19 protein-coding genes and 1 tRNA gene are annotated in these 18,942 nt (G+C 71.4%); 14 read left to right on the top strand and 6 right to left on the bottom strand.

Annotation, left to right across the window (positions count from 1 at the left end):
- Positions 1 to 7 precede the first annotated feature (7 nt).
- Both AC3AGO_RS20560 and AC3AGO_RS20555 read right to left on the bottom strand, forming a co-directional pair.
- Positions 8 to 988, bottom strand: a complete 981-nt coding sequence (locus tag AC3AGO_RS20560) for an SMI1/KNR4 family protein (protein WP_487821690.1) — start codon at positions 986 to 988, stop codon at positions 8 to 10.
- Positions 989 to 1,121: 133 nt separating this feature from the next.
- A complete protein-coding gene (locus AC3AGO_RS20555) occupies positions 1,122 to 1,877 on the bottom strand; it encodes a hypothetical protein (protein WP_487821689.1) in 756 nt (251 codons plus the stop codon).
- A gap of 295 nt (positions 1,878 to 2,172) precedes the next feature.
- On the opposite strand from AC3AGO_RS20555, the gene AC3AGO_RS20550 reads away from it, so the two are divergent.
- Positions 2,173 to 2,757 carry a YwqJ-related putative deaminase gene (locus AC3AGO_RS20550; protein WP_487821688.1) on the top strand — a complete coding sequence of 195 codons (585 nt, stop codon included), beginning with the start codon at positions 2,173 to 2,175 and terminating at the stop codon, positions 2,755 to 2,757.
- Positions 2,754 to 3,263: an SUKH-3 domain-containing protein gene (locus tag AC3AGO_RS20545; protein ID WP_487821687.1), complete on the top strand. Its 510-nt coding sequence runs from the start codon at positions 2,754 to 2,756 to the stop codon at positions 3,261 to 3,263. Before AC3AGO_RS20550 ends, AC3AGO_RS20545 begins: the two co-directional genes overlap by 4 nt.
- Positions 3,264 to 3,299: 36 nt before the next feature.
- On the opposite strand, the gene AC3AGO_RS20540 is transcribed toward AC3AGO_RS20545, so the two are convergent.
- The gene (locus tag AC3AGO_RS20540) at positions 3,300 to 4,721 is read right to left on the bottom strand and encodes a sensor histidine kinase (RefSeq protein ID WP_487821686.1); all 1,422 of its coding nucleotides are present in this window, start codon (positions 4,719 to 4,721) and stop codon (positions 3,300 to 3,302) included.
- Positions 4,722 to 4,968: 247 nt separating this feature from the next.
- Here AC3AGO_RS20540 and AC3AGO_RS20535 point away from each other — a divergent pair.
- The 6 genes from AC3AGO_RS20535 (at position 4,969) to AC3AGO_RS20510 (ending at position 9,822) form a co-directional block, all read left to right on the top strand.
- Positions 4,969 to 5,040: transfer RNA gene (locus AC3AGO_RS20535), tRNA-Gln, on the top strand.
- Positions 5,041 to 5,111: 71 nt separating this feature from the next.
- On the top strand, positions 5,112 to 6,572 hold the full coding sequence (glmU, locus tag AC3AGO_RS20530; protein WP_487821685.1) for a bifunctional UDP-N-acetylglucosamine diphosphorylase/glucosamine-1-phosphate N-acetyltransferase GlmU: 1,461 nt from the start codon (positions 5,112 to 5,114) through the stop codon (positions 6,570 to 6,572).
- A gap of 98 nt (positions 6,573 to 6,670) precedes the next feature.
- Positions 6,671 to 7,648, top strand: a complete 978-nt coding sequence (locus AC3AGO_RS20525) for a ribose-phosphate diphosphokinase (RefSeq protein WP_487821684.1) — start codon at positions 6,671 to 6,673, stop codon at positions 7,646 to 7,648.
- Between the two features lie 210 nt (positions 7,649 to 7,858).
- Entirely contained in the window at positions 7,859 to 8,449 is a 591-nt protein-coding gene (locus AC3AGO_RS20520) for a 50S ribosomal protein L25/general stress protein Ctc (protein WP_487821683.1), read from the top strand.
- 130 nt (positions 8,450 to 8,579) lie between these two features.
- Complete coding sequence (gene pth / locus AC3AGO_RS20515) at positions 8,580 to 9,188, top strand: aminoacyl-tRNA hydrolase (protein WP_487821682.1); 609 nt, start codon at positions 8,580 to 8,582, stop codon at positions 9,186 to 9,188.
- 61 nt (positions 9,189 to 9,249) lie between these two features.
- Positions 9,250 to 9,822 carry a hypothetical protein gene (locus tag AC3AGO_RS20510; protein WP_487821681.1) on the top strand — a complete coding sequence of 191 codons (573 nt, stop codon included), beginning with the start codon at positions 9,250 to 9,252 and terminating at the stop codon, positions 9,820 to 9,822.
- Between the two features lie 59 nt (positions 9,823 to 9,881).
- Here AC3AGO_RS20510 and ppc read toward each other — a convergent pair whose 3' ends face one another.
- Positions 9,882 to 12,632 carry a phosphoenolpyruvate carboxylase gene (ppc, locus tag AC3AGO_RS20505; RefSeq protein WP_487821680.1) on the bottom strand — a complete coding sequence of 917 codons (2,751 nt, stop codon included), beginning with the start codon at positions 12,630 to 12,632 and terminating at the stop codon, positions 9,882 to 9,884.
- Between the two features lie 268 nt (positions 12,633 to 12,900).
- On the opposite strand from ppc, the gene AC3AGO_RS20500 reads away from it, so the two are divergent.
- From AC3AGO_RS20500 to AC3AGO_RS20485, 4 genes are all read left to right on the top strand, one after another.
- Positions 12,901 to 13,935 carry an acyl-CoA desaturase gene (locus AC3AGO_RS20500; protein WP_487821679.1) on the top strand — a complete coding sequence of 345 codons (1,035 nt, stop codon included), beginning with the start codon at positions 12,901 to 12,903 and terminating at the stop codon, positions 13,933 to 13,935.
- Positions 13,932 to 14,600: a TetR family transcriptional regulator gene (locus AC3AGO_RS20495; protein ID WP_487821678.1), complete on the top strand. Its 669-nt coding sequence runs from the start codon at positions 13,932 to 13,934 to the stop codon at positions 14,598 to 14,600. The genes AC3AGO_RS20500 and AC3AGO_RS20495 overlap by 4 nt, the downstream gene beginning before the upstream one ends.
- Positions 14,601 to 14,838: 238 nt before the next feature.
- Positions 14,839 to 15,459 (top strand): Uma2 family endonuclease, encoded by a 621-nt coding sequence (locus AC3AGO_RS20490; RefSeq protein ID WP_487821677.1) that lies wholly within the window; start codon positions 14,839 to 14,841, stop codon positions 15,457 to 15,459.
- Positions 15,460 to 15,578: 119 nt separating this feature from the next.
- Complete coding sequence (locus AC3AGO_RS20485) at positions 15,579 to 15,878, top strand: DUF1330 domain-containing protein (protein WP_487821676.1); 300 nt, start codon at positions 15,579 to 15,581, stop codon at positions 15,876 to 15,878.
- 76 nt (positions 15,879 to 15,954) lie between these two features.
- Here AC3AGO_RS20485 and AC3AGO_RS20480 read toward each other — a convergent pair whose 3' ends face one another.
- Positions 15,955 to 16,356: an RNHCP domain-containing protein gene (locus AC3AGO_RS20480; protein WP_487821675.1), complete on the bottom strand. Its 402-nt coding sequence runs from the start codon at positions 16,354 to 16,356 to the stop codon at positions 15,955 to 15,957.
- Between the two features lie 286 nt (positions 16,357 to 16,642).
- The gene (locus AC3AGO_RS20475; RefSeq protein ID WP_487821674.1) at positions 16,643 to 17,494 is read right to left on the bottom strand and encodes a trans-aconitate 2-methyltransferase; all 852 of its coding nucleotides are present in this window, start codon (positions 17,492 to 17,494) and stop codon (positions 16,643 to 16,645) included.
- Positions 17,495 to 17,566: 72 nt separating this feature from the next.
- Here AC3AGO_RS20475 and AC3AGO_RS20470 point away from each other — a divergent pair, with 72 nt between their 5' ends.
- Complete coding sequence (locus AC3AGO_RS20470; RefSeq protein ID WP_487821673.1) at positions 17,567 to 18,064, top strand: MarR family winged helix-turn-helix transcriptional regulator; 498 nt, start codon at positions 17,567 to 17,569, stop codon at positions 18,062 to 18,064.
- Between the two features lie 118 nt (positions 18,065 to 18,182).
- Entirely contained in the window at positions 18,183 to 18,941 is a 759-nt protein-coding gene (locus AC3AGO_RS20465) for an SDR family NAD(P)-dependent oxidoreductase (protein ID WP_487821672.1), read from the top strand.
- The last annotated feature ends 1 nt before the right edge of the window (position 18,942 follow it).

Here is an 18,942-nt window from a genome sequence, read left to right as displayed (position 1 = left end):
CAACTCCCTACACCTGGACGGCGCGCGCGAAGCCGCCGTCCACCATCAGGTTCGCCACGGTCTCCAGCTCGGGCGGGCTGCCCGCGAGCCGCAGCAGAAAGTCGTCGAAGTCCGCGCCGCACGGCCGCAGCAGCCGGTCGACCCGCTCCTGTACGCCGAGCCCCTCGCCGTCCCGCGCGTCGTCGTACGCGCAGAACCACACCGAACCGATCGCGTCGCCCTTCACCTTGACCGCCACCAGGCCGCCCTGGACGAAGCCGACGCCGAGGTAGTCCTTGGTGAGGTGGTCGCGCAGACACTTGTTGATGTAGACGAGGTCGTTGACCGCCGCCTCGTCGCGGACGGTGAAGAACGGCTGGTCCACCAGCAGTCCGAGCTCCGCGTCCAGCGCGGCGCCGCGCGGCGCGCAGCCGCCCGCCGCCTTCAGGAACGCGCGGTACGCGCCGGGCAGCCGGTACCCCAGCTTCTCCTCCGCCTCGGCCACCTGAGCCTCGCTGACGGCCGTACCGTGCGGCACCTCGAAGTGCGCCGGCTTGGTCTCCTGGAGGGGGCGCGTACCGCCCTTGCCGTGGTCGACGGCGGCCGTCGCCAGCCCGCCGTGGTGCCGCAGCAGCGCCTTCACCTCGACGGGCACCAGCTCCATGCGGCGGCTGCGCGCGACATGGTGCCAGGTCCAGCCGTGCGGGGTCGCCACCATCGGCAGATCCGCCCACAGTTCGTGCCCGGAGGCGTGCAGCGCGGCGTTCGCGGACACAAAGTCCGTCAGCCGCAGCTCGTCCCCGCCGAACCCCTCGGGCGGGGCGGCGATTTCGGCGGCGGCGCGCGCGTACGGGGTGAAGACGGGGAAGCCGTCCTCGTCCACCCGGACGCCCCGCGGGTGCCGGGCGGCCCGTACCGGGTCCGGGAAGTTCACGAGCTGCCCGGCGTAGGCCCGGTTCGGCGGTGCTGACGTCCGGTGACTGGCCGTCCCACTCCCACCTGTCGTCATGGCGGTTGCCCCCTGCTGCGTCTGGCTGACTCACGACAGCCTATGCGCTAGTGGCTCGGCCAGTCACCGGCCCTCCGCCCGGCAGCGGGGGCCGGGACTCCGCTGCCCGAGCGGCCTTCCGGCGGCCCCTGTCTCAACTCCGTTCCGCCGCCGCCAACTTCTCGTGCTGCTTCGCCACGACGGGTTCCGCGACCGGTACGGGCTCGCCGGAAACGCCCACCGACATGAACGTCGCCGTACTGTCCCCCGCGCGCACGACCGTGAACACCGTCGGTGAGTCCTTCCCCCGCGCGTCCTTCATGGTGAAGCGCACCGAGTCGTCCCCGACCCGTACGTCCTCGCCCGGTTCGATCACCAACCGGGCCTGCTCGCCCGTCCCGACGGACCCCGTGAACCGTTCGCACTCGCCCACGGCACGCTTCAGCTCCGCCAGCCACTTGCGTGCGTCGCCCGCCTTGTACGAGGCGAGCAGCACCTGCTGGAGCACGCTGCCGGTGCCGAGGTCGCCCTTGGCCACGGTGCCGCTGACGTATGCCGTCCTGGCGTACTCGGGGCGGGAGTCGACCGTGTCGGTGACCGGGGCGCACTCCCGTCTGTCGGCGGACATGGTGTTCTCCGGGGGCAGCGCGTCCTGGCTGTTGCGCTGCGCCCGGTAGCCGCGCACGTCCCCGTCCTTCAGCAGCGCGGACGCCAACCGCCGCTCGTCCGGCGGCCGTACGGACCCGCCGCCCGCTTTACCGCCGGAGCCGCCGGCGCCCGCGGAGTCCTCCGGGCTCCCGCCCGCACGCTGCCCGCGCCCCTCGCCCCGCTCTCCCCCGCCGCCGGAGCCGTCGGTACCGCACGCCGTCACGGCGCACACCAGAACCGGTACGGCCACCGCGACCGTCATCACACGGCGAAGGCCCTTCACACGACGGGACGCACTGCCACGACGAGACGTACTGCGCATCACAGGACTCCTGCCTCACAGCCGGACCAACGCACCGATGCTCGCCCGCTCCGGGCGGGATCACCAGCCCTGTACCCGGCCCAGCGGAAAACCGTCACACGCCCATGACATGACGGTCGGCATGATCGACTCACCCGGCACACTGCATACTTGGCGCGGCCCCCGACGGCACACACGACACATGCGACAGGAACGACACGCACGACACAAGGGGCTGCCCGGGGAGGAAAGGCACATGCAGCACACCGCACCACCGCCAGACGCAGACGCCGCACCCCGCGGCGCGCACAACGGCGCCGCCGCACAGGGCTCGGGCGCCTCGGACCCGCGCGTCGGCTGGGTCAACGCGCCCACCGACACCGCGCCCGTGCCACAACACCGCCGCGACGGCATCCTCCCCGCCGTGGCCGCCGCGCTCTTCGTCCGCGGCGAGACGCTCACCTGCACCGGGAGCAAGAGCGACCGGCCTCCCGAACTGCACCCGCTGGTCCAGGACTTCCTGGACACCCTCACCACGGAGTACCGCGAACGGTGGACGGGACGCTGCCCCGAGACGGTGCTGCTCTCCCGCCATCTCACCGCGGCCGAGACGGCGCGGGCCGGGAAACGTACGGGCAAGAAAGCCGGAAAACCAGCCAAACCCCTCACCCACACGGAGGCCAAACGGGCGCTGAAACACGCCAAACTCACCGCCCGTCACATCCGCGAGGACGGCGACCCCCTGCACGGCGGCTACGCCCCGCCCTGCCGCACCTGCACGGCGCTCCTCGCCCACTTCGGCGTCCGCGCCACCGATCCCGCCCAGGAGGAGTCCCGTTGAGCGTTCCCCACGAACGCAGCTCCACCACCCGCTTCTCCGTCGCCGTCGACGACGCGCTGCGCGCCTCCGGCTGGCAGCCGGGCCGCTGGGACATGCTGCGGGCCGAACAGTGGGCCGACACCCTGCGCGGGCACACCACCGCCGCCGGCCACCAGCACTCGGTGCTGCCCGCGGCGGTCGAGATCTGGGCCGAGTTCGGCGCGCTGACCGTCGACCCCACGGGGCCCGGCCGCCATGTCGCCCCGGCGTCCGTGCGGATCGACCCGCTCCCCGGGCTGCACTCCGCCCGTACGCTCTCCGACCTCGGCCGCGCCCTCGGTACGGAGATCTGCCCGCTCGGCACGGAGGGGGACGGCACGACCCTGCTCGCCGTGGACCGGGACGGCCGCGTGTACGGGCTGGACCACACCGGCGACTGGTACCTCGGCGCCGACTTCGACGCGGCGCTCACCGCGCTCATCACCGGCACCCGCCCGCAACGGCTCACCCCGTACGAGGCGGAGTAACCGCACCGGCCCGGGCCCCTCAGGCCCGGTCCGCTCTCACGACGCGGCGTCCTCGCTCTCGGGGATGACCGCCGACACCCGGAAGCCGCCCGCCTCCGTGGGGCCCGAAACGAAGCCCCCGCCCAGCGCGGAGATCCTCTCCCGCATCCCCACCAGGCCGTTGCCGCCGCTCGGCAGTCCGGCGTCGGCCGGGCCCGCGCCCTCGGCCGGCGGCGCGTTCTCCACCCGTACGGCGACCTCGCCGTCCCGGCACGCGAGCCGCACCCACGCGCGGGCGCCGCCCGCGTGCTTGTGCACGTTCGTCAGCGCTTCCTGCACGACGCGGAACGCGGCCCGCTCGACGTGCGGCGCGTAGCCCTTCGTGTCCCCCTCGACGGACAGCTCGACCGTCATCCCCGCGGCCCTCGACTGCTCGACCAGACCGTCGAGTTCACCGAGCGAGGGGCCACCGTCGCCGCCCTCCCCCTCGGACGCGGACTCCGCGGCACCCGTGCCGTACACGGCCGTCCGCACCGGCGCCTCCTGCCGCGTCGCCCCGCCGGAGGAGACCGCCCGCATTCCGTCCGCCGGCGCTCCGTCCCCGTCCGGGCGCGGGGATCTGGCCGGACGCGACGGCGTCGCACCCGCGGGCTCGGAACGCAGAACGCCGAGCATGGTGCGCAGCTCGGTGAGCGCCTGCCGGCCCATGTCGCCGACCAGCCCTGCGTTCTGCGAGGCCTTCGCCATGTCGTCCTGCGTCTCGGCCTTCGACGCGACCGCCTGTACGGCCGTCGCGTGCACGACCATCAGGCTCACCCGGTGCGCCACCACGTCGTGCATCTCGCGCGCGATGCGCGTGCGTTCCTCGTTGCGCGCCCACTCGGCGCGCTCCTCCGCGCGGTCCGCGAGCAGCGCGAGCTCCCGCTCCAGTCCGTCGGCCCGCTCCCGCAGCGACTCCACCAGCCGCCGCCGCGCGCCCACATAGAGCCCGAACAGCACGGGAGGCGCGGTCAGGCCGAGCGCCATCAGCACCGACACCAGCGGAATGAACCAGGTCGGCGGGTTGAAGTCCGGGTCCTGCCCGATGCTCTGGTGCACCCGGATCAGGATGATGATCAATGCCCCCGCCGCCTGCATCCCCGTGAGCAGCCCGATGGTCCGGCGCGGCACGTCGGAGGCGGCGAGCGAATACAGCCCCACGAAGCCGAGCAGGAACCCCATTTCGGCCGGTGTCACCGCGATCGACACCAGCACGACGGCGATCGGCCACTGCCGTCGCAGCACCAGCACGGCTCCGGCCAGTATCCCCAGCGCGACCCCGAACCCCTCCGGAATCCCCGCCTCATGAGCGAACGGCACACCCTGCACCGCGCACTCGACGGCCGCCCCCGCGGCCAGCAGCACATCCAGCACCATGCCCCGTGGCCGGTCCCACCACCACGGTCCCGCCACGGCTGGTTTGTCCCCCGTCCCGGTCATACCGCCCAGCGTACGACCGCTGTCGACCGGTTATCCGGGAGAGCCCCGGAAGGTCCTGTTCCATCCGCTCTGCCGCCGGTACGGAGGGGCGTGCGCGCCGACGTGCGAAGAGACGTGCGCGGGAACATGTGCGGGAACGCGTGGTGCCGTGATCGCATACCGTCGCGTCGAAGGCCGGTGGTACGGCATAGTGTTGGGTGTCGGATCGACCAGGCGGAGCAACTGTCCGAATTGGTCTGATGTGCCATCCCCTGTGGTGTAATCGGCAACACTATCGTTTTTGGTGCGATCGTTCCAGGTTCGAGTCCTGGCGGGGGAGCCTTCCTTGCTTTACCCCCCGGTATCCTGCGGGTGTCATCCCCGGACCCCCAGTAGCCGAAGGGCACACCCGTGAGCGCCAATCGCCCGGCAGCCGTCGTCGTACTCGCAGCGGGTGAAGGCACCCGCATGAAGTCGGCGACGCCCAAGGTCTTGCACGACATCTGCGGCCGTTCCCTGGTCGGCCATGTCGTCGCCGCCTCCCGCAGCCTCGGCCCCGAGCACCTCGTCGTGGTCGTCGGTCACGCGCGGGAGCAGGTCACAGCGCACCTCTCCGAGGCGGACGCGGAGGTGCGGACCGCCGTACAGCACGAGCAGAACGGCACGGGGCACGCCGTACGGATGGGCCTGGAGTCCCTCGCGGACGACGGCGTCACGCTGGAGGGCACGGTCGTGGTCGCCTGCGGCGACACCCCGCTGCTCAGCGGCGCCACCCTCCAGTCGCTCGCCGACACGCACGCCGCCGACGGCAACGCTGTCACCGTGCTCACCGCCGAGGTGCCGGACGCCACCGGCTACGGGCGGATCGTGCGCGACCCGGAGAGCGCCGAAGTGACCGCGATCGTCGAGCACAAGGACGCGACCGAGGCACAGCGGCACGCCATCCGGGAGATCAACTCCGGGGTGTTCGCCTTCGACGCGCGACTGCTGGGCGACGCGCTGGGCAAGGTCCGTACGGACAACAGCCAGGGCGAGGAGTACCTCACCGACGTACTCGGCATCCTCCGGGAAGCGGGCCACCGTGTCGGCGCCGCACTCGCCGGCGACCACCGGGAGATCGCCGGCATCAACAACCGCGTACAGCTGGCCGAGGCGCGCCGGATGCTCAACGACCGGCTGCTGGAGGACGCGATGCTCGCCGGCGTCACCGTCGTCGACCCCGCGTCGACCTGGCTGGACGTCGGCGTGACGTACGAGCCGGACGCGCAGGTCGAGCCCAACACCCTGCTGCGCGGCAGCACCCACCTCGGCGCGGGCTGCACCGCGGGGCCCAACTCGCGGCTCACGGACACCTTTCTCGGCGCCGGCGCGAAGGCCGACAACACCGTCGCGGACAGCGCGGAGATCGGCCCGGGCGCCTCGGTCGGCCCGTACACGTATCTGCGCCCCGGCACCCGGCTCGGCGTGAAGGCGAAGGCCGGCAGCTACGTCGAGATCAAGAACGCGGAGATCGGCGAGGGCACGAAGGTGCCGCATCTCTCGTACGTGGGGGACGCCACCATCGGCGAGCACAGCAACATCGGTGCGGCGAGCGTGTTCGTCAACTACGACGGGGTCAACAAGCACCGCACGTCGATCGGTTCGCACTGCCGGACGGGCGCGGACAACATGTTTGTGGCACCTGTCACTGTCGGGGACGGTGCCTACACCGCCGCGGGCTCCGTCATCACCAAGGACGTGCCCGCCGGTTCGCTCGCCGTCGCCCGCGGTCAGCAGCGGAACATCACGGGCTGGGTGGCCAGAAAGCGCCCCGGCAGCGCCGCCGCACAGGCCGCCGAGAGCGCCTCGGAGCCCTCGGAAGACGCGGGCTGAGCCGACTGCGTCACACCAGGACCGGGTACGCACCCCTCTGTAGTGGGGCGTACGGTAAAGGCGCACGCACGCGCAGCGGAACTCAAGGAGACAGTCCAGTGACCGGGATCAAGACGACCGGCGAGAAGAAGCTGATGTTCTTCTCCGGCCGCGCCCACCCTGAGCTCGCCGAGGAGGTCGCGAAGCAGCTGGGTATCGGTGTGGTCCCGACCAAGGCCTTCGACTTCGCGAACGGTGAGATCTACGTCCGCTTCCAGGAGTCCGCGCGCGGCGCCGACTGCTTCCTGATGCAGAGCCACACGGCTCCCATCAACAAGTGGATCATGGAACAGCTCATCATGATCGATGCTCTGAAGCGCGCCTCGGCGCGGAGCATCACCGTGATCGTGCCGTTCTACGGCTACGCCCGGCAGGACAAGAAGCACCGCGGCCGCGAGCCCATCTCGGCCCGGCTGATGGCGGACATGCTCAAGACCGCGGGCGCCGACCGGATCCTCACGGTCGACCTGCACACCGACCAGATCCAGGGCTACTTCGACGGCCCGGTGGACCACCTGTTCGCGCTGCCGCTGCTCGCGGACTACGTGGGTGCCAAGGTCGACCGGGACAAGCTGACCATCGTCTCGCCGGACGCCGGCCGCGTGCGTGTCGCCGACCGTTGGGCGGACCGCCTCGGTGCCCCGCTGGCCATCGTGCACAAGCGGCGCGACCCGGACGTGGCGAACCAGGTGACGGTGCACGAGGTCGTGGGCGAGGTCGAGGGCCGGATCTGCGTGCTGGTCGACGACATGATCGACACCGGCGGCACGATCGTGGCCGCCGCCGACGCGCTGTTCGCCAACGGCGCGGAGGACGTCATCGTCACGGCGACGCACGGCGTGCTGTCCGGCCCGGCCGCCGACCGTCTGAAGAACTCCAAGGTGAGCGAGTTCGTGTTCACGAACACGCTGCCGACTCCGGGTGAGCTGGAGCTGGACAAGATCACGGTGCTCTCGATGGCGCCGACGATCGCGCGTGCGGTCCAGGAGGTCTTCGAGGACGGCTCGGTGACCAGCCTCTTCGAAGAGCAGGCCTGACACCCGGGGCCTACCCGAGATCGATTTCCGGACGGCCTCCCCCGCCGCGTAGACTCTGCGAGTCGCTCGGCGAGGGAGGCCGCTTCGTTTGCGCAGTGCGCGGACGTACGGCTCATCCGTTATCGACGCGCGCTCTTCGTAGCCGCTGGTCTGTCGTGGACGGACCGAGTGACACCGCAACTGTCCCGTCGCTACGAATGGAGCGCGATCATGGCTGAAGTCAACATCTCCGCCACCGTCCGCAAGGAGTTCGGCAAGGGCGCCGCCCGCCGTCTCCGCCGCGAGGAGAAGGTCCCGGCGGTCATCTACGGCCACGGTGCCGAGCCGGTGCACGTCGAGCTTCCCCGCTACGACATGTTCATGGCCCTCAAGAACTCCAACGTCCTGATCAACCTGGACGTCGAGGGCAAGAAGGAACTCGTCATCCCGAAGGCCGTGCAGCGCGAGGCGATCCGCCAGTTCCTGCTGCACATCGACCTGCTCACCGTGAAGAAGGGTGAGAAGGTCCACGTCGAGGTCCCGATCCACACCGAGGGTGACCTCGGCCCGGGTCAGAACCTGCTGGAGAACGTCTGGGTGGCGCTGCCGGTCGAGGCCGAGGCCACGCACATCCCGGAGTCGGTGACCGTCAGCATCGAGGGCCTGGTCGCGGGCGACACCGTCTACGCCAAGGACGTCAAGCTGCCGAAGGGCACCACCCTGACGCTCGACGACGACGAGGCCGTCATCCACATCCTCTCCGCGCAGGCCGAGGAGCCCGCCGAGGGCGAAGAGGGCGCCGAGGGCGAGACCGCCGAGTAACTCCCCGGCGACGCCTGCTCTTTCCGCGTCCCACGCAACACGATTGCCGCCGCGCGCCGCTGACGCGCGGCGGCAGTCGTGTATGTGTGGACCCGTCAGCGACCACCCACCGACCTCCCGAGGACCGGAGATGCCGACCAACGAGACCGCCCCCTCCCCCAACGACCCCTGGCTCGTCCTGGGTCTGGGCAATCCGGGGCCCGGATACGCCGGCAACCGGCACAACGTGGGCTTCATGGTGGCCGATCTCCTCGCGGCCCGGATGGGCGGCAAGTTCAAGGCGCACAAGTCCCGCGCCCAGGTGGTCGAGGGCCGGATGGGAACCCCCGGGGTCTCCAGCCGCCGGGTGATCCTGGCCAAGCCGATGACGTACATGAACCTGTCCGGCGGCCCGGGCACCGCGCTGCGGGACTTCTACAAGCTGCCGTTGGAGCGGATCGTCGTCATCCACGACGAACTCGACATCGACTACGGCGCGCTGCGGCTGAAGCTGGGCGGCGGCGACAACGGCCACAACGGGCTCAAGTCGCTCTCGAAGTCGCTGGGCCGCGACTACTACCGGGTGCGGTTCGGCGTCGGCCGGCCGCCCGGGCGGATGCAGGTGGCGGACTACGTCCTCAAGGACTTCTCCGGCGCCGAGCGCAAGGAGCTGGACTACTTCACGGACCGCGCCGCCGACGCCGTGGAGTCCCTGATCGTGGACGGCCTCGAGCGGGCACAGGGGACGTATAACACGTAATACGGACCAAGCGGGGTGCGGAGGTTGACCTTCCACACGGTCTTCCCGAAGGATCCCGTCCATGCCGAACAGCCAGAAGAGCAAGCGCAGCCGCACCCGTCGAGCCGGGGAGAGTGCGTACGGACTGCTGCTCCTGGTGAAACAGCTCTTCATGACGCTCGTCGCCGTCCTGCTCATAGGCGTCGGCGTCTGGACGTCGTGGGGGACGGCGAAGACCGCGATGCAGGGCGACACCCGCGGCACCCTCAAGGTCACCAGCTGCGCCGCGGACACCTGCTCGGGCCCGTTCACCCCGGCCGCGGGCCAGGGGGACGCACGGGGGAAGGTCACGATCTCGTCGACGGTCTCGGGAGAGCCCGGCGACACGCTGGACGTGGCGCTCCGGGACGGCTCCGGCGAGCCGTCCGACGGCAAGGGCGGCGCTCAGACTGGCGACACCGCGGCCGAGAACGGCGAGGCCGTACGCACCGGGCCCGCCGGAATCCTGTACGCCTGGGTCCCGTTGGCCGGCGCGCTGCTGCTGGCCTCGCTCGTGGTGGCGGGCGGCCTGCGCATGCGGCGCACCGCCTGGACGCTGGGCGCGCTCGGCGCCCTGATGATGGCGGGGGCATGGGCGCTGCTGCACTTCATGTGAGGCTGCCGCACTCCATGTGACCAAGTGCGCGAGCGCCCACGCCCCGTACTGCCGCCGGTTCAGCCGGTGTTGCGCAGTCCGGCGGCCACGCCGTTGACGGTCAGCAGCAGCGCGCGGCCGAGCGTCTCGTCGGGCTCCTCCTCCGCTGCCGCCGCGGTGCGCTGCCGGTCGAGCAGGGCCACCTGGAGGTAGGAGATCGGGTCCAGGTAGGCGTCGCGGATCTTCAGGGTCTGCTTCAGCACCGGGTCCGCTTCGAGCAGTTCGCTCTCCCCGGTGATCCGCAGCACCTCGCGCACGGTCAGCTCGTGCTCCGCCACGATGGTGTCGAAGACGTGCTTGAGCTCGTCGGGCACCAGCGTGTCCACGTAGTGCCGGGCGATCCGCAGATCCGTCTTGGCCAGCGTCATCTCGACGTTGGAGAGGAAGTTGCGGAAGAAGTGCCAGTGCTCCTGGGCCTCTTCGAGCACCGAGTCGAGCCCGGCCTCGCGGGCCGCCTTCAGCCCCGTACCGACGCCGAACCAGCCGGGCACGATCTGCCGGGACTGGGTCCAGCCGAACACCCACGGGATCGCCCGCAGTCCGTCCAGGCCCTTGCCGCTGTCCGGGCGGCGCGAGGGGCGCGAGCCCAGGTGCAGCTCGGCGAGCTGGTCGACGGGCGTGGCCGCGAAGAAGTACGCGGGCAGGTCCGGGTCCTCCACCAGCCGCCGGTACGCGCCGTGCGCCGCGTCCGAGACGGTGTCCATCGCGGCGTCCCAGCGGGCCAGCGCCTCGTCGGACTGGCGGGGCGCGGTGTGCAGCGCGGACGCCTGGAGTGTGGCGGCGACGGTGAGTTCGAGGTTCTCCCGGGCCAGCGACGGCACGAGGTACTTGTCGGAGATGACCTCGCCCTGCTCGGTCACCTTGATCTCGCCCTCCAGGGTTCCCCAGGGCTGGGCGAGGATCGCGTCGTGCGTGGGGCCGCCGCCGCGGCCGACGGTGCCGCCGCGGCCGTGGAAGAGGCTCAGCCGTACGCCGTGCCGGTGCGCGACGTCACGGAGCCGGCGCTGCGCGCGGTGGATCTCCCACTGACTCGTGGTGATGCCGCCGAACTTGGAGGAGTCCGAGTAGCCGAGCATGACCTCCTGGAGATCGCCGCGGAGCGAGACGAGGCGGCGGTAGGAGGGGTCGGAGAGCATCGCGTCGAGCAGCTCGTCGGCGATCTTCAGCTCGTCCGTGGTCTCCAGCAGCGGCACGATGCCGATCTTCGCCCAGCCGGCGTGCAGATCGATCAGCCCGGCCTCGCGGGCCAGCACGGCGGCGGCGAACACGTCGTCCGCGCCCTGGCACATGGAGATGATGTACGACTCGACGACCTCGGGGCCGAAGGTCTCCAGCGCCTGCCGCACGGTGTGGAAGACGCCCAGCGTCTTGGAGCCCGCCGCGTCCAGCGGCGCCGGCGCCGGCGAGAGCGGGCGGCGGGAGCGCAGCTCCTTGGCCAGCAGCCGCTGCCGGTAGTCGCGCGGCATGTCGACGTACCGCCAGGACTCCTCGCCGAGGCGGTCGAAGAGCTGGCCGAGCGCGTGGTGGTGCGCGTCGGCGTGCTCGCGCACGTCCATCGTGGCGAGCTGCAGGCCGAACGCGGCGAGCGTGCGCAGCACCCGCTCCAGCCGCCCGTCGGCGACGAGTTCACCGCGGTGCTCGCGCAGCGAGTCCTGGATCAGGGTGAGGTCGTCGACGAGCTCGCCCGTACCCAGGTAGTCGCGGCCCTCGGCGTGCGGGATGCCCTCCGCCAGCCGCTCGCGGGTGTTCAGCAGCTTCTGCCGTACGCAGGTGGCCTTGAGCCGGTAGGGCTCCTCGGAGTTCAGCCGCTTGTAGCGGGGGCTGATCTCCGGGAGGCGCTCCAGGTCCCGCTCCAGGGAGTCCAGCAGCTCCTGCGAGGCGCCGCTGTTCCGGATGGAGTTGGACAGCGCGCCGCGGAGCTCGTCGACCTGCTTGAGCGCCTCGGTGATGCCGTGCTCGTGCTGGAGCAGCAGCACGTCCCAAGTGACGGCGGGGGTGACGTTCGGGTTGCCGTCGCGGTCGCCGCCGATCCAGGTGCCGAAGGTGAGCGGGCGGGTGCCCTGCGGCAGCGGCGCCCCGGCGCGCTCCAGCTCGGCCGCCAGGTCCTCCAGCACGTCGCCGACGGCGCCGCTGTGCAGCTCGTCCAGGTAGTAGACGGCGTTGCGGGCCTCGTCGGCGGGCTCGGGCCGGGCGACACGGAGCTCGTCGGTCTGCCAGACGAGGTCGATGTTCTCGGCGAGCCGCAGATCGGTGCGGCGGCGCTCGGAGGGGTCGCTGTCCTCCAGCAGTTCGGCGATCTTGCGGAGCTTCGTCAGCACGGAGCGCCGGGCCGCCTCGGTGGGGTGCGCCGTGAAGACGGGGCGCACGCCGAGGTTCCGGACGGTCTCCTGAAGGTGCGCCGGGTCGGCGTCCTTGAGCATGTCCGCCGTGCGGGAGAGGTTGCCGCCCTCTTCGGCACGGCGCTGCCGCAGCTCGTGGCCGCGGTGCACCTGCTCGGTGACGTTCGCCAGGTGGAAGTACGTGGAGAAGGCGCGCACCAGCTTGATGGCGGTGGGCAGGTCCGTCCGGCCGAGCAGCGCGGCGGCGGCCTCCCCGTCGCTCCGGGTCAGCGCCCTGACGCGCTCGACGAGGTCGAGAAGGTCCCGGCCCTCCTGGCGGACGAGGGTCTCACCCAGCAGGTCGCCCAGGCGGCGGATGTCGGCGCGGAGCGCGGACGTCTCGGATTCCGCGCCGGGCCCCTGCCGGCGCTGTTGGCTGTCGGCACTGCTCACAGGTACGGCTCCTTGCAGCTTTGCTTCTGACAGGTCGCGGACCGCGCTGTCCGGCGCGCACCCAGGATATGCGGCAGTCGCACTCCCCCGGTCCGGCGTCCGCTGTGTGGTCAGGACGGGCCGACGCGGGTACCGGGACGGAGTCCCCGGGGTGCTCTCGGAGGTACGTATCCCCCTCGCACCTCTTGATACGCCTGTGGGGGCTGCCATACTTACGACTCCGTAGGTTACGGAACCGTAGCCTGCCCCGGTCTGAAGAGGGACATCTATGACCACTAGTCCGGAGCTGCTCGGCAGCGCCGCGAACGCCGAAAACGACACCGCGGACAGCACGGACTCCCAGGCCTCCGCCGCGGTGGGGGCCTCCGGGACGCCGCAGGAGTCCGCCACGCTGGGCGGTGAGAAGCGCCGTTCCGTCGAGCAGATCACCCTGCTCCTGTTCATCACCGTGCCCTTCCTCGCCCTGGTCGCAGCGGTACCGCTGACGTGGGGCTGGGGGGTGAGCTGGCTCGACCTGGGCCTGATGACGTTCATGTACTTCCTCGGGTGCCACGGCATCACCATCGGCTTCCACCGCTACTTCACGCACGGCTCGTTCAAGGCGAAGCGGCCGCTGCGGATCGCGCTGGCGATCATGGGCTCGATGGCCGTCGAGGGACCGCTGGTGCGCTGGGTCGCCGACCACCGCAAGCACCACAAGTTCTCCGACGCCGAGGGCGACCCGCACTCGCCGTGGCGCTACGGCGAGACCGTGCCGGCCCTGCTGAAGGGCCTGTGGTGGGCGCACATCGCCTGGATGTTCGACGAGGAGCAGACGCCTCAGCAGAAGTACGCGCCCGACCTGGTCAACGACCCGACGATCCGCCGGATCTCCCGCCAGTTCGTGCTGTGGACGGTCGTCTCGCTGCTGCTTCCCGCCGTCGTCGGCGGTCTGGTGACCTGGTCCTGGTGGGGTGCCGCCACCGCGTTCTTCTGGGGCTCGCTGGTGCGGGTCGCGCTGCTGCACCACGTGACGTGGTCCATCAACTCCATCTGCCACGCGGTCGGCAAGCGCCCCTTCAAGTCGCGCGACAAGTCCGGCAACGTCTGGTGGCTGGCGGTCCTGTCCTGCGGTGAGTCCTGGCACAACCTGCACCACGCGGACCCGACCTGCGCCCGGCACGGCGTCGAGAAGGGGCAGCTGGACTCCAGCGCCCGGTTCATCAGCTGGTTCGAGCGGGCGGGCTGGGCGTACAACGTGCGCTGGCCGAAGCAGACCCGTATCGACTCCCGCCGCAAGGAGCAGACAGCCGACGCGGCATGATGGAACCCGTGCCGACCGACGAGACCAGCACCCCCGCGCCGAAGAAACGCCCCCGCCGCCGTATGACGGGGAAGGAACGCCGCGAGCAGCTGCTGGACATCGGCCGGCGGCTCTTCGCCGAACGCGGCTTCGAGGGCACGTCCGTCGAGGAGATCGCGGCCAAGGCCGGGGTCTCCAAGCCGGTGGTCTACGAGCACTTCGGCGGCAAGGAGGGCCTGTACGCGGTCGTCGTCGACCGTGAGATGCGGGCCCTGCTGGACATGGTCACCGGTGCGCTCACCGGGGGGCATCCCCGAGAGCTCCTGGAGCAGGCGGCGTTCGCCCTGCTCGACTACATCGAGCAGGACACGGACGGCTTCCGGATCCTCGTCCGCGACTCCCCCGTCGCCCAGTCCACGGGCAACTTCGCCTCCCTCATCAGCGACATCGCCACCCAGGTCGAGGACATCCTGGGCCGCGAGTTCAAGTCGCGCGGCTTCGACCCGAAGCTGTCCCCGCTGTACGCGCAGGCCCTGGTCGGCATGGTGGCCCTCACCGGCCAGTGGTGGCTGAACGCGCGCAAGCCGAAGAAGGCGGAGGTCGCCGCGCACCTGGTGAACCTCGCCTGGCACGGCCTCGACGGCATGGAAGCCAAACCCCGCCTGATAGGCCACCGCAAAAGCTGACCCGCCCTTCGGGCGGGGCGGGCTCCCCGCGCTGCTCTGCGCCGCGCGGGGAGCGCGCCTCGCCTCATCTCAAGTGCAGGGCACTTCCACCGCACTTGAGGCAGGCGACGAGCACAGCAGATCCGGGTGAGCGGGGTGGGGCCACGCTCCACTTTCGGGTGGCTGTCTCCATACGCGACGTCCAGGGGGCCGCCGTCCTACGATGATTGCCTCGACACCAGCCCCTGGGAGGCACGCGATGTCCGCAGCACCCGTCGAGTACCCGTACGCGGAGGACGACCGTCCGCTGACGCTGCTCCAGGCTGCCGACGAGATCGCGGAGCGTATGCCCGGCTACCGCGTCGAGATCATCGGAGGCATCCTCACTGTGACCCCGGCACCGGATGCCGCCCACGCAAGGGCATTGACCAAGCTCATGCGGCCCTTCATCGCGGCGGGCCTGGACGAGGAAGAGACCGCCGTGCTTCAGAACGTCGGCCTGTGGCTGCCCGACGGCCCGGAGGACTTCGCCATTCCCGATCTCGCCGTGGTGGACTCCGACATCGAAGAGCACCACATCAAAGAGAACTGCTATGACCCGGCAGTGTTCCGGCTGGTCCTGGAAGTGACCTCCGGCAACTACAAAAACGACCTCCGCGACAAGGTCGCCGCCTACGCCAACGCAAAGGTGCCGGTCTACGTGATCGTCGACCGGAAGCACGACCGCCTGCACGTTCTCCACGACCCCGTCGCGGACAAGTACGACGTCCACCCCGTCTATGCCCGCGGACAGCAGGTCACACTTCCCGACTCGATCGGCGCCGAAGTCACTCTCGACGCGACCGAAGTCCTTGACTGGGCACGGCAGAAACACGCCTGACACGGCGCCCCGCATCCTGGTCGACCGTGAGATGCGGGCCCTGCTGGACGGGGCCACCGGGGTGCTCGCCATCGCGGAAGCCGCTTGCGCGCCTGTCCCGCGCGGCGAAGGGTGGGCGCATGTCTGCCTATGTGATCTCCGAAGTGACGGTGCTGGACGAGGAAGCCGCCGACACGTACCGCGAGTTGGCCGCCGCCTCGATCGCGCGGTACGAGGGGCGCTATCTGTCCCGCGGGCTGCGCCCGGACGCGGTGGAGGGCGTCTGGCCCTCCGAAGCGCGGCTGATGATCGTGGAGTTCCCGTCCATGGAGGCGGCCCGGCGCTGGTACGTCTCCCCGGAGTACGCCGAGGCGTTGGCGGTCCGCGAGACCGCCCTCGACCGTCGGCTCCTGTTCGTGGACGGCACGCCGGGAGCGTGACCGCCGGGCGGGGTGAGGACAGCTCGGTACGCCGGCCGCCCGGTCCCCGCGCGGGGCGGGGGCCGGGCGGGCGGCGTTACAGGCTGCCGAGCCGTTCCAGGGGGAACGGGGGCTGGGCCAGGGGGCGGACCGCGAGGCGGGTCAGGGGGAGGGCGTTGTCGTCGCCCGCCGTGCGGTTGGCGTGCAGGACGCCACAGCCCGTGCAGCGGTGCACGAGCACCCATTCGCCGTCGCCGCGTACGGAGATGGCGAGCGGCTCCATACGGGCCGCGCAGTCGGCTGCCCGGTCGCCCGGGGTGTCGTCGACGTGCCGGCTCCACAGGCAGTTCGGGCAGTGGTTGCGGTGCCGGGTGCCGGCCGCGGCGGTCGGTACGTCGAGGCCGCAGTGCAGGCAGCGGAAGGACGCGGTGCGCGCCTCGGTACGGGCGCGCCGTGAAGTGCCGCCGGAGCGGCGGGTGTTGCGGGTGTGGCTGGACATCGGAGAGAGACTCCCGGAGAGATGCGGAAAGCACGGCCAGAGATCAACTGACGTCTCGCATCGAGGAGTTCGTGCCGGGTTCAGCGCCGCCGCTCAGCGGGTGGCGCTGACGCGGAAGACCTTCCTCGAGTGCGAGAACGGTTCCGCGGGGCCCTGGGCATACATCTCCACCTTTGTTCGTCCGGTCCGGATCCCCCGATGAAAGCCGCCCCCTGGGGACGACGGCAACCGATTATTCGAGGGGCGCGAGTGGACCCGGACGACCTCCGGCGCGGCGGACACGCCGTCAGCGCTTCACGGCCACCGCGAAGACGCGGCGGAACGGGAACGGGGTGCCGTACGGGCCGGGCGGGTAGGCCTCGCGGAGCAGCGCGGCGTACTCGGCGAGGAACGCGTCCCGCGCCTCCGGATCGCCGTCGAGCGCGGTGAGGACGGGGCGCAGGGTCGTGCCCTTCACCCAGTCGAAGACGGCGTCCTCGCCGGGCAGCAGCTGGAGGTACGTGGTCTCCCACGTGTCGATCTCGCAGCCGTGCGGGGCCAGCAGTGCGGCGTACCCCGCGGGGTCGAGCACCGGCGTGGGCCGTACGCAGTGCGCCAGCCGCCCGCGCCAGCGCGCGCCGCGGCACAGGTCCGCGAGCAGAGTGTGGCTCGGGGCGCCGGAGTTGCCCGGCACCTGGAAGGCGAGGACACCGCCGTGGGCGAGCCCGTCGAGCCAGCCGGGGAGCGCGTCGGCGTGGCCGGGCACCCACTGCAGCGCGGCGTTGGAGAAGAGCAGGTCGAAGGTGCCGTCCGGCTGCCACTGAGTCAAGTCGGCCTGGACGAAGTCGATGACGCCGCCCTCCGCGGTGCGGCCCGCGTACCCGGCCGCCTCGGCGAGCATGGCGGGCGAGCTGTCGTACCCGGTCACGTGCGCGGCGGGCCAGCGCGTCAGCAGCGGGAGGCTCGGGCCGCCCGGACCGCATCCGAGGTCCGCGATGCGGGGTGCCTGTCCCGCCGGGAGCGCGGGGACCCGCGCGAGCAGGTCGTGCAGGGGGCGCGAGCGGTGGTCGCCGTGCCGGAGATACTGGTGCGGGTCCCAGGCGGCCGGCGGCAGGGGTGAGGGCGCGGCCGCGGAGGCCGTAGGGTCCGTGTGGTCCATGAGCTCAGCCTCGCGCCAGCTTTGTCTCGACGTCAAGAGACTTCACGTCGACACAACTACTACACTGGTCCCATGGAGGACGAGGTCGATCGACTGGTGGCAGCGTGGCGTCGCGAGCGCCCGGACCTCGACGTGGATCCGCTCGAGGTGCTGAGCCGCGTCAGCCGGCTCGCACGGCACCTGGACCGCGCACGCCGGATCGCCTTCTCCGAGCACGAGTTGGAGCCCTGGGAGTTCGACGTGCTCACCGCGCTGCGCCGCGCGGGCACCCCGTACCAGCTCTCGCCGGGGCAGTTGCTCACCCAGACGCTGGTGACCTCGGGGACGATGACGAACCGGATCGACCGGCTCGCCAAGAAGGGCCTCGTCGAACGGCTTCCGGACCCCAGCGACCGGCGCGGCGTCCTCGTACGGCTGACCGCCGAGGGCCGGGACCGCGCGGACAGCGCGCTGGCCGGACTGCTCGCGCAGGAACGGGCCATCCTCGTCGAACTGTCGACCGCTCAGCGGGCTGAACTCTCCGGCCTGCTGCGGCAGCTGACGGCTCCGTTCGACAACATTCCCGGCTAGACCCCCGTTCCGGGCAGGCGCACGCGCCCGGCGTACCGGGGGCGCATCGCGGCACACCCGGGAGCCCCCGGCCGCGCACCGTGGTCACGCGCGGCACGCAGCGCCTAGCATGCGGCGCATGGGTGGACGCTTCGTTGACCGGACCGTGATCGTCACCGGGGGCGGTGCCGGGATCGGGGCCGCCGTGGCACACCGGCTCGCCGACGAGGGGGCCGCCGTGGTCATCCTCGACAGCGAGGAGGAGGGCGCCCGCCGTACGGCCCGCGAGATCACCGCCTCGGGTGCCCGCGCCGCCTTCGTCCTCGGCGATGTGACGGACCCGCCCGCGTGGGAGCGGGCCGTGGGCACCGCGCACGACGGCTTCCGCAGCCCCGTCGGGGGTCTCGTCAGCAACGCGGCGCTGATGCGCCCCGGTACGGCCCAGACGCTCTCGCTCTCCGACTGGCAGGCGCAGTTGGACGTCAATCTCACCGGCGCCTTCCTCGGCGTACGGGCCTGCCTCGACGACCTCCGCGCGCGCGGCGGCTCCGTCGTGCTGACGTCGTCCGTGCACGCGCACTTCGGGCTGCCGGGCCGGCCCGCGTACGCCGCGACGAAGGCCGGGCTGACCGGCTTCGGCCGGCAGCTGGCCGTGGACTACGGGCCCGAGGTGCGGGTCAACTGCGTGCTGCCCGGCCCCATCTGGACCCGCGCCTGGGAGCAGGTCGGCGCGGAGGACGTACAGCGGACCGTCGAGCAGACGGTCGCCGGCCGGCACGGGCGCCCGGACGAGGTGGCGGGGACCGTCGCGTTCCTGCTGTCGGACGACGCGTCCTATGTGACGGGGCAGAACCTCGTCGTCGACGGCGGATGGAGCATCTACAAGACCTCGGCCTGAG

This window comes from Streptomyces sp. BL1, from assembly GCF_057628045.1.
This window is presented reverse-complemented; position numbering and strand designations above follow the sequence as displayed.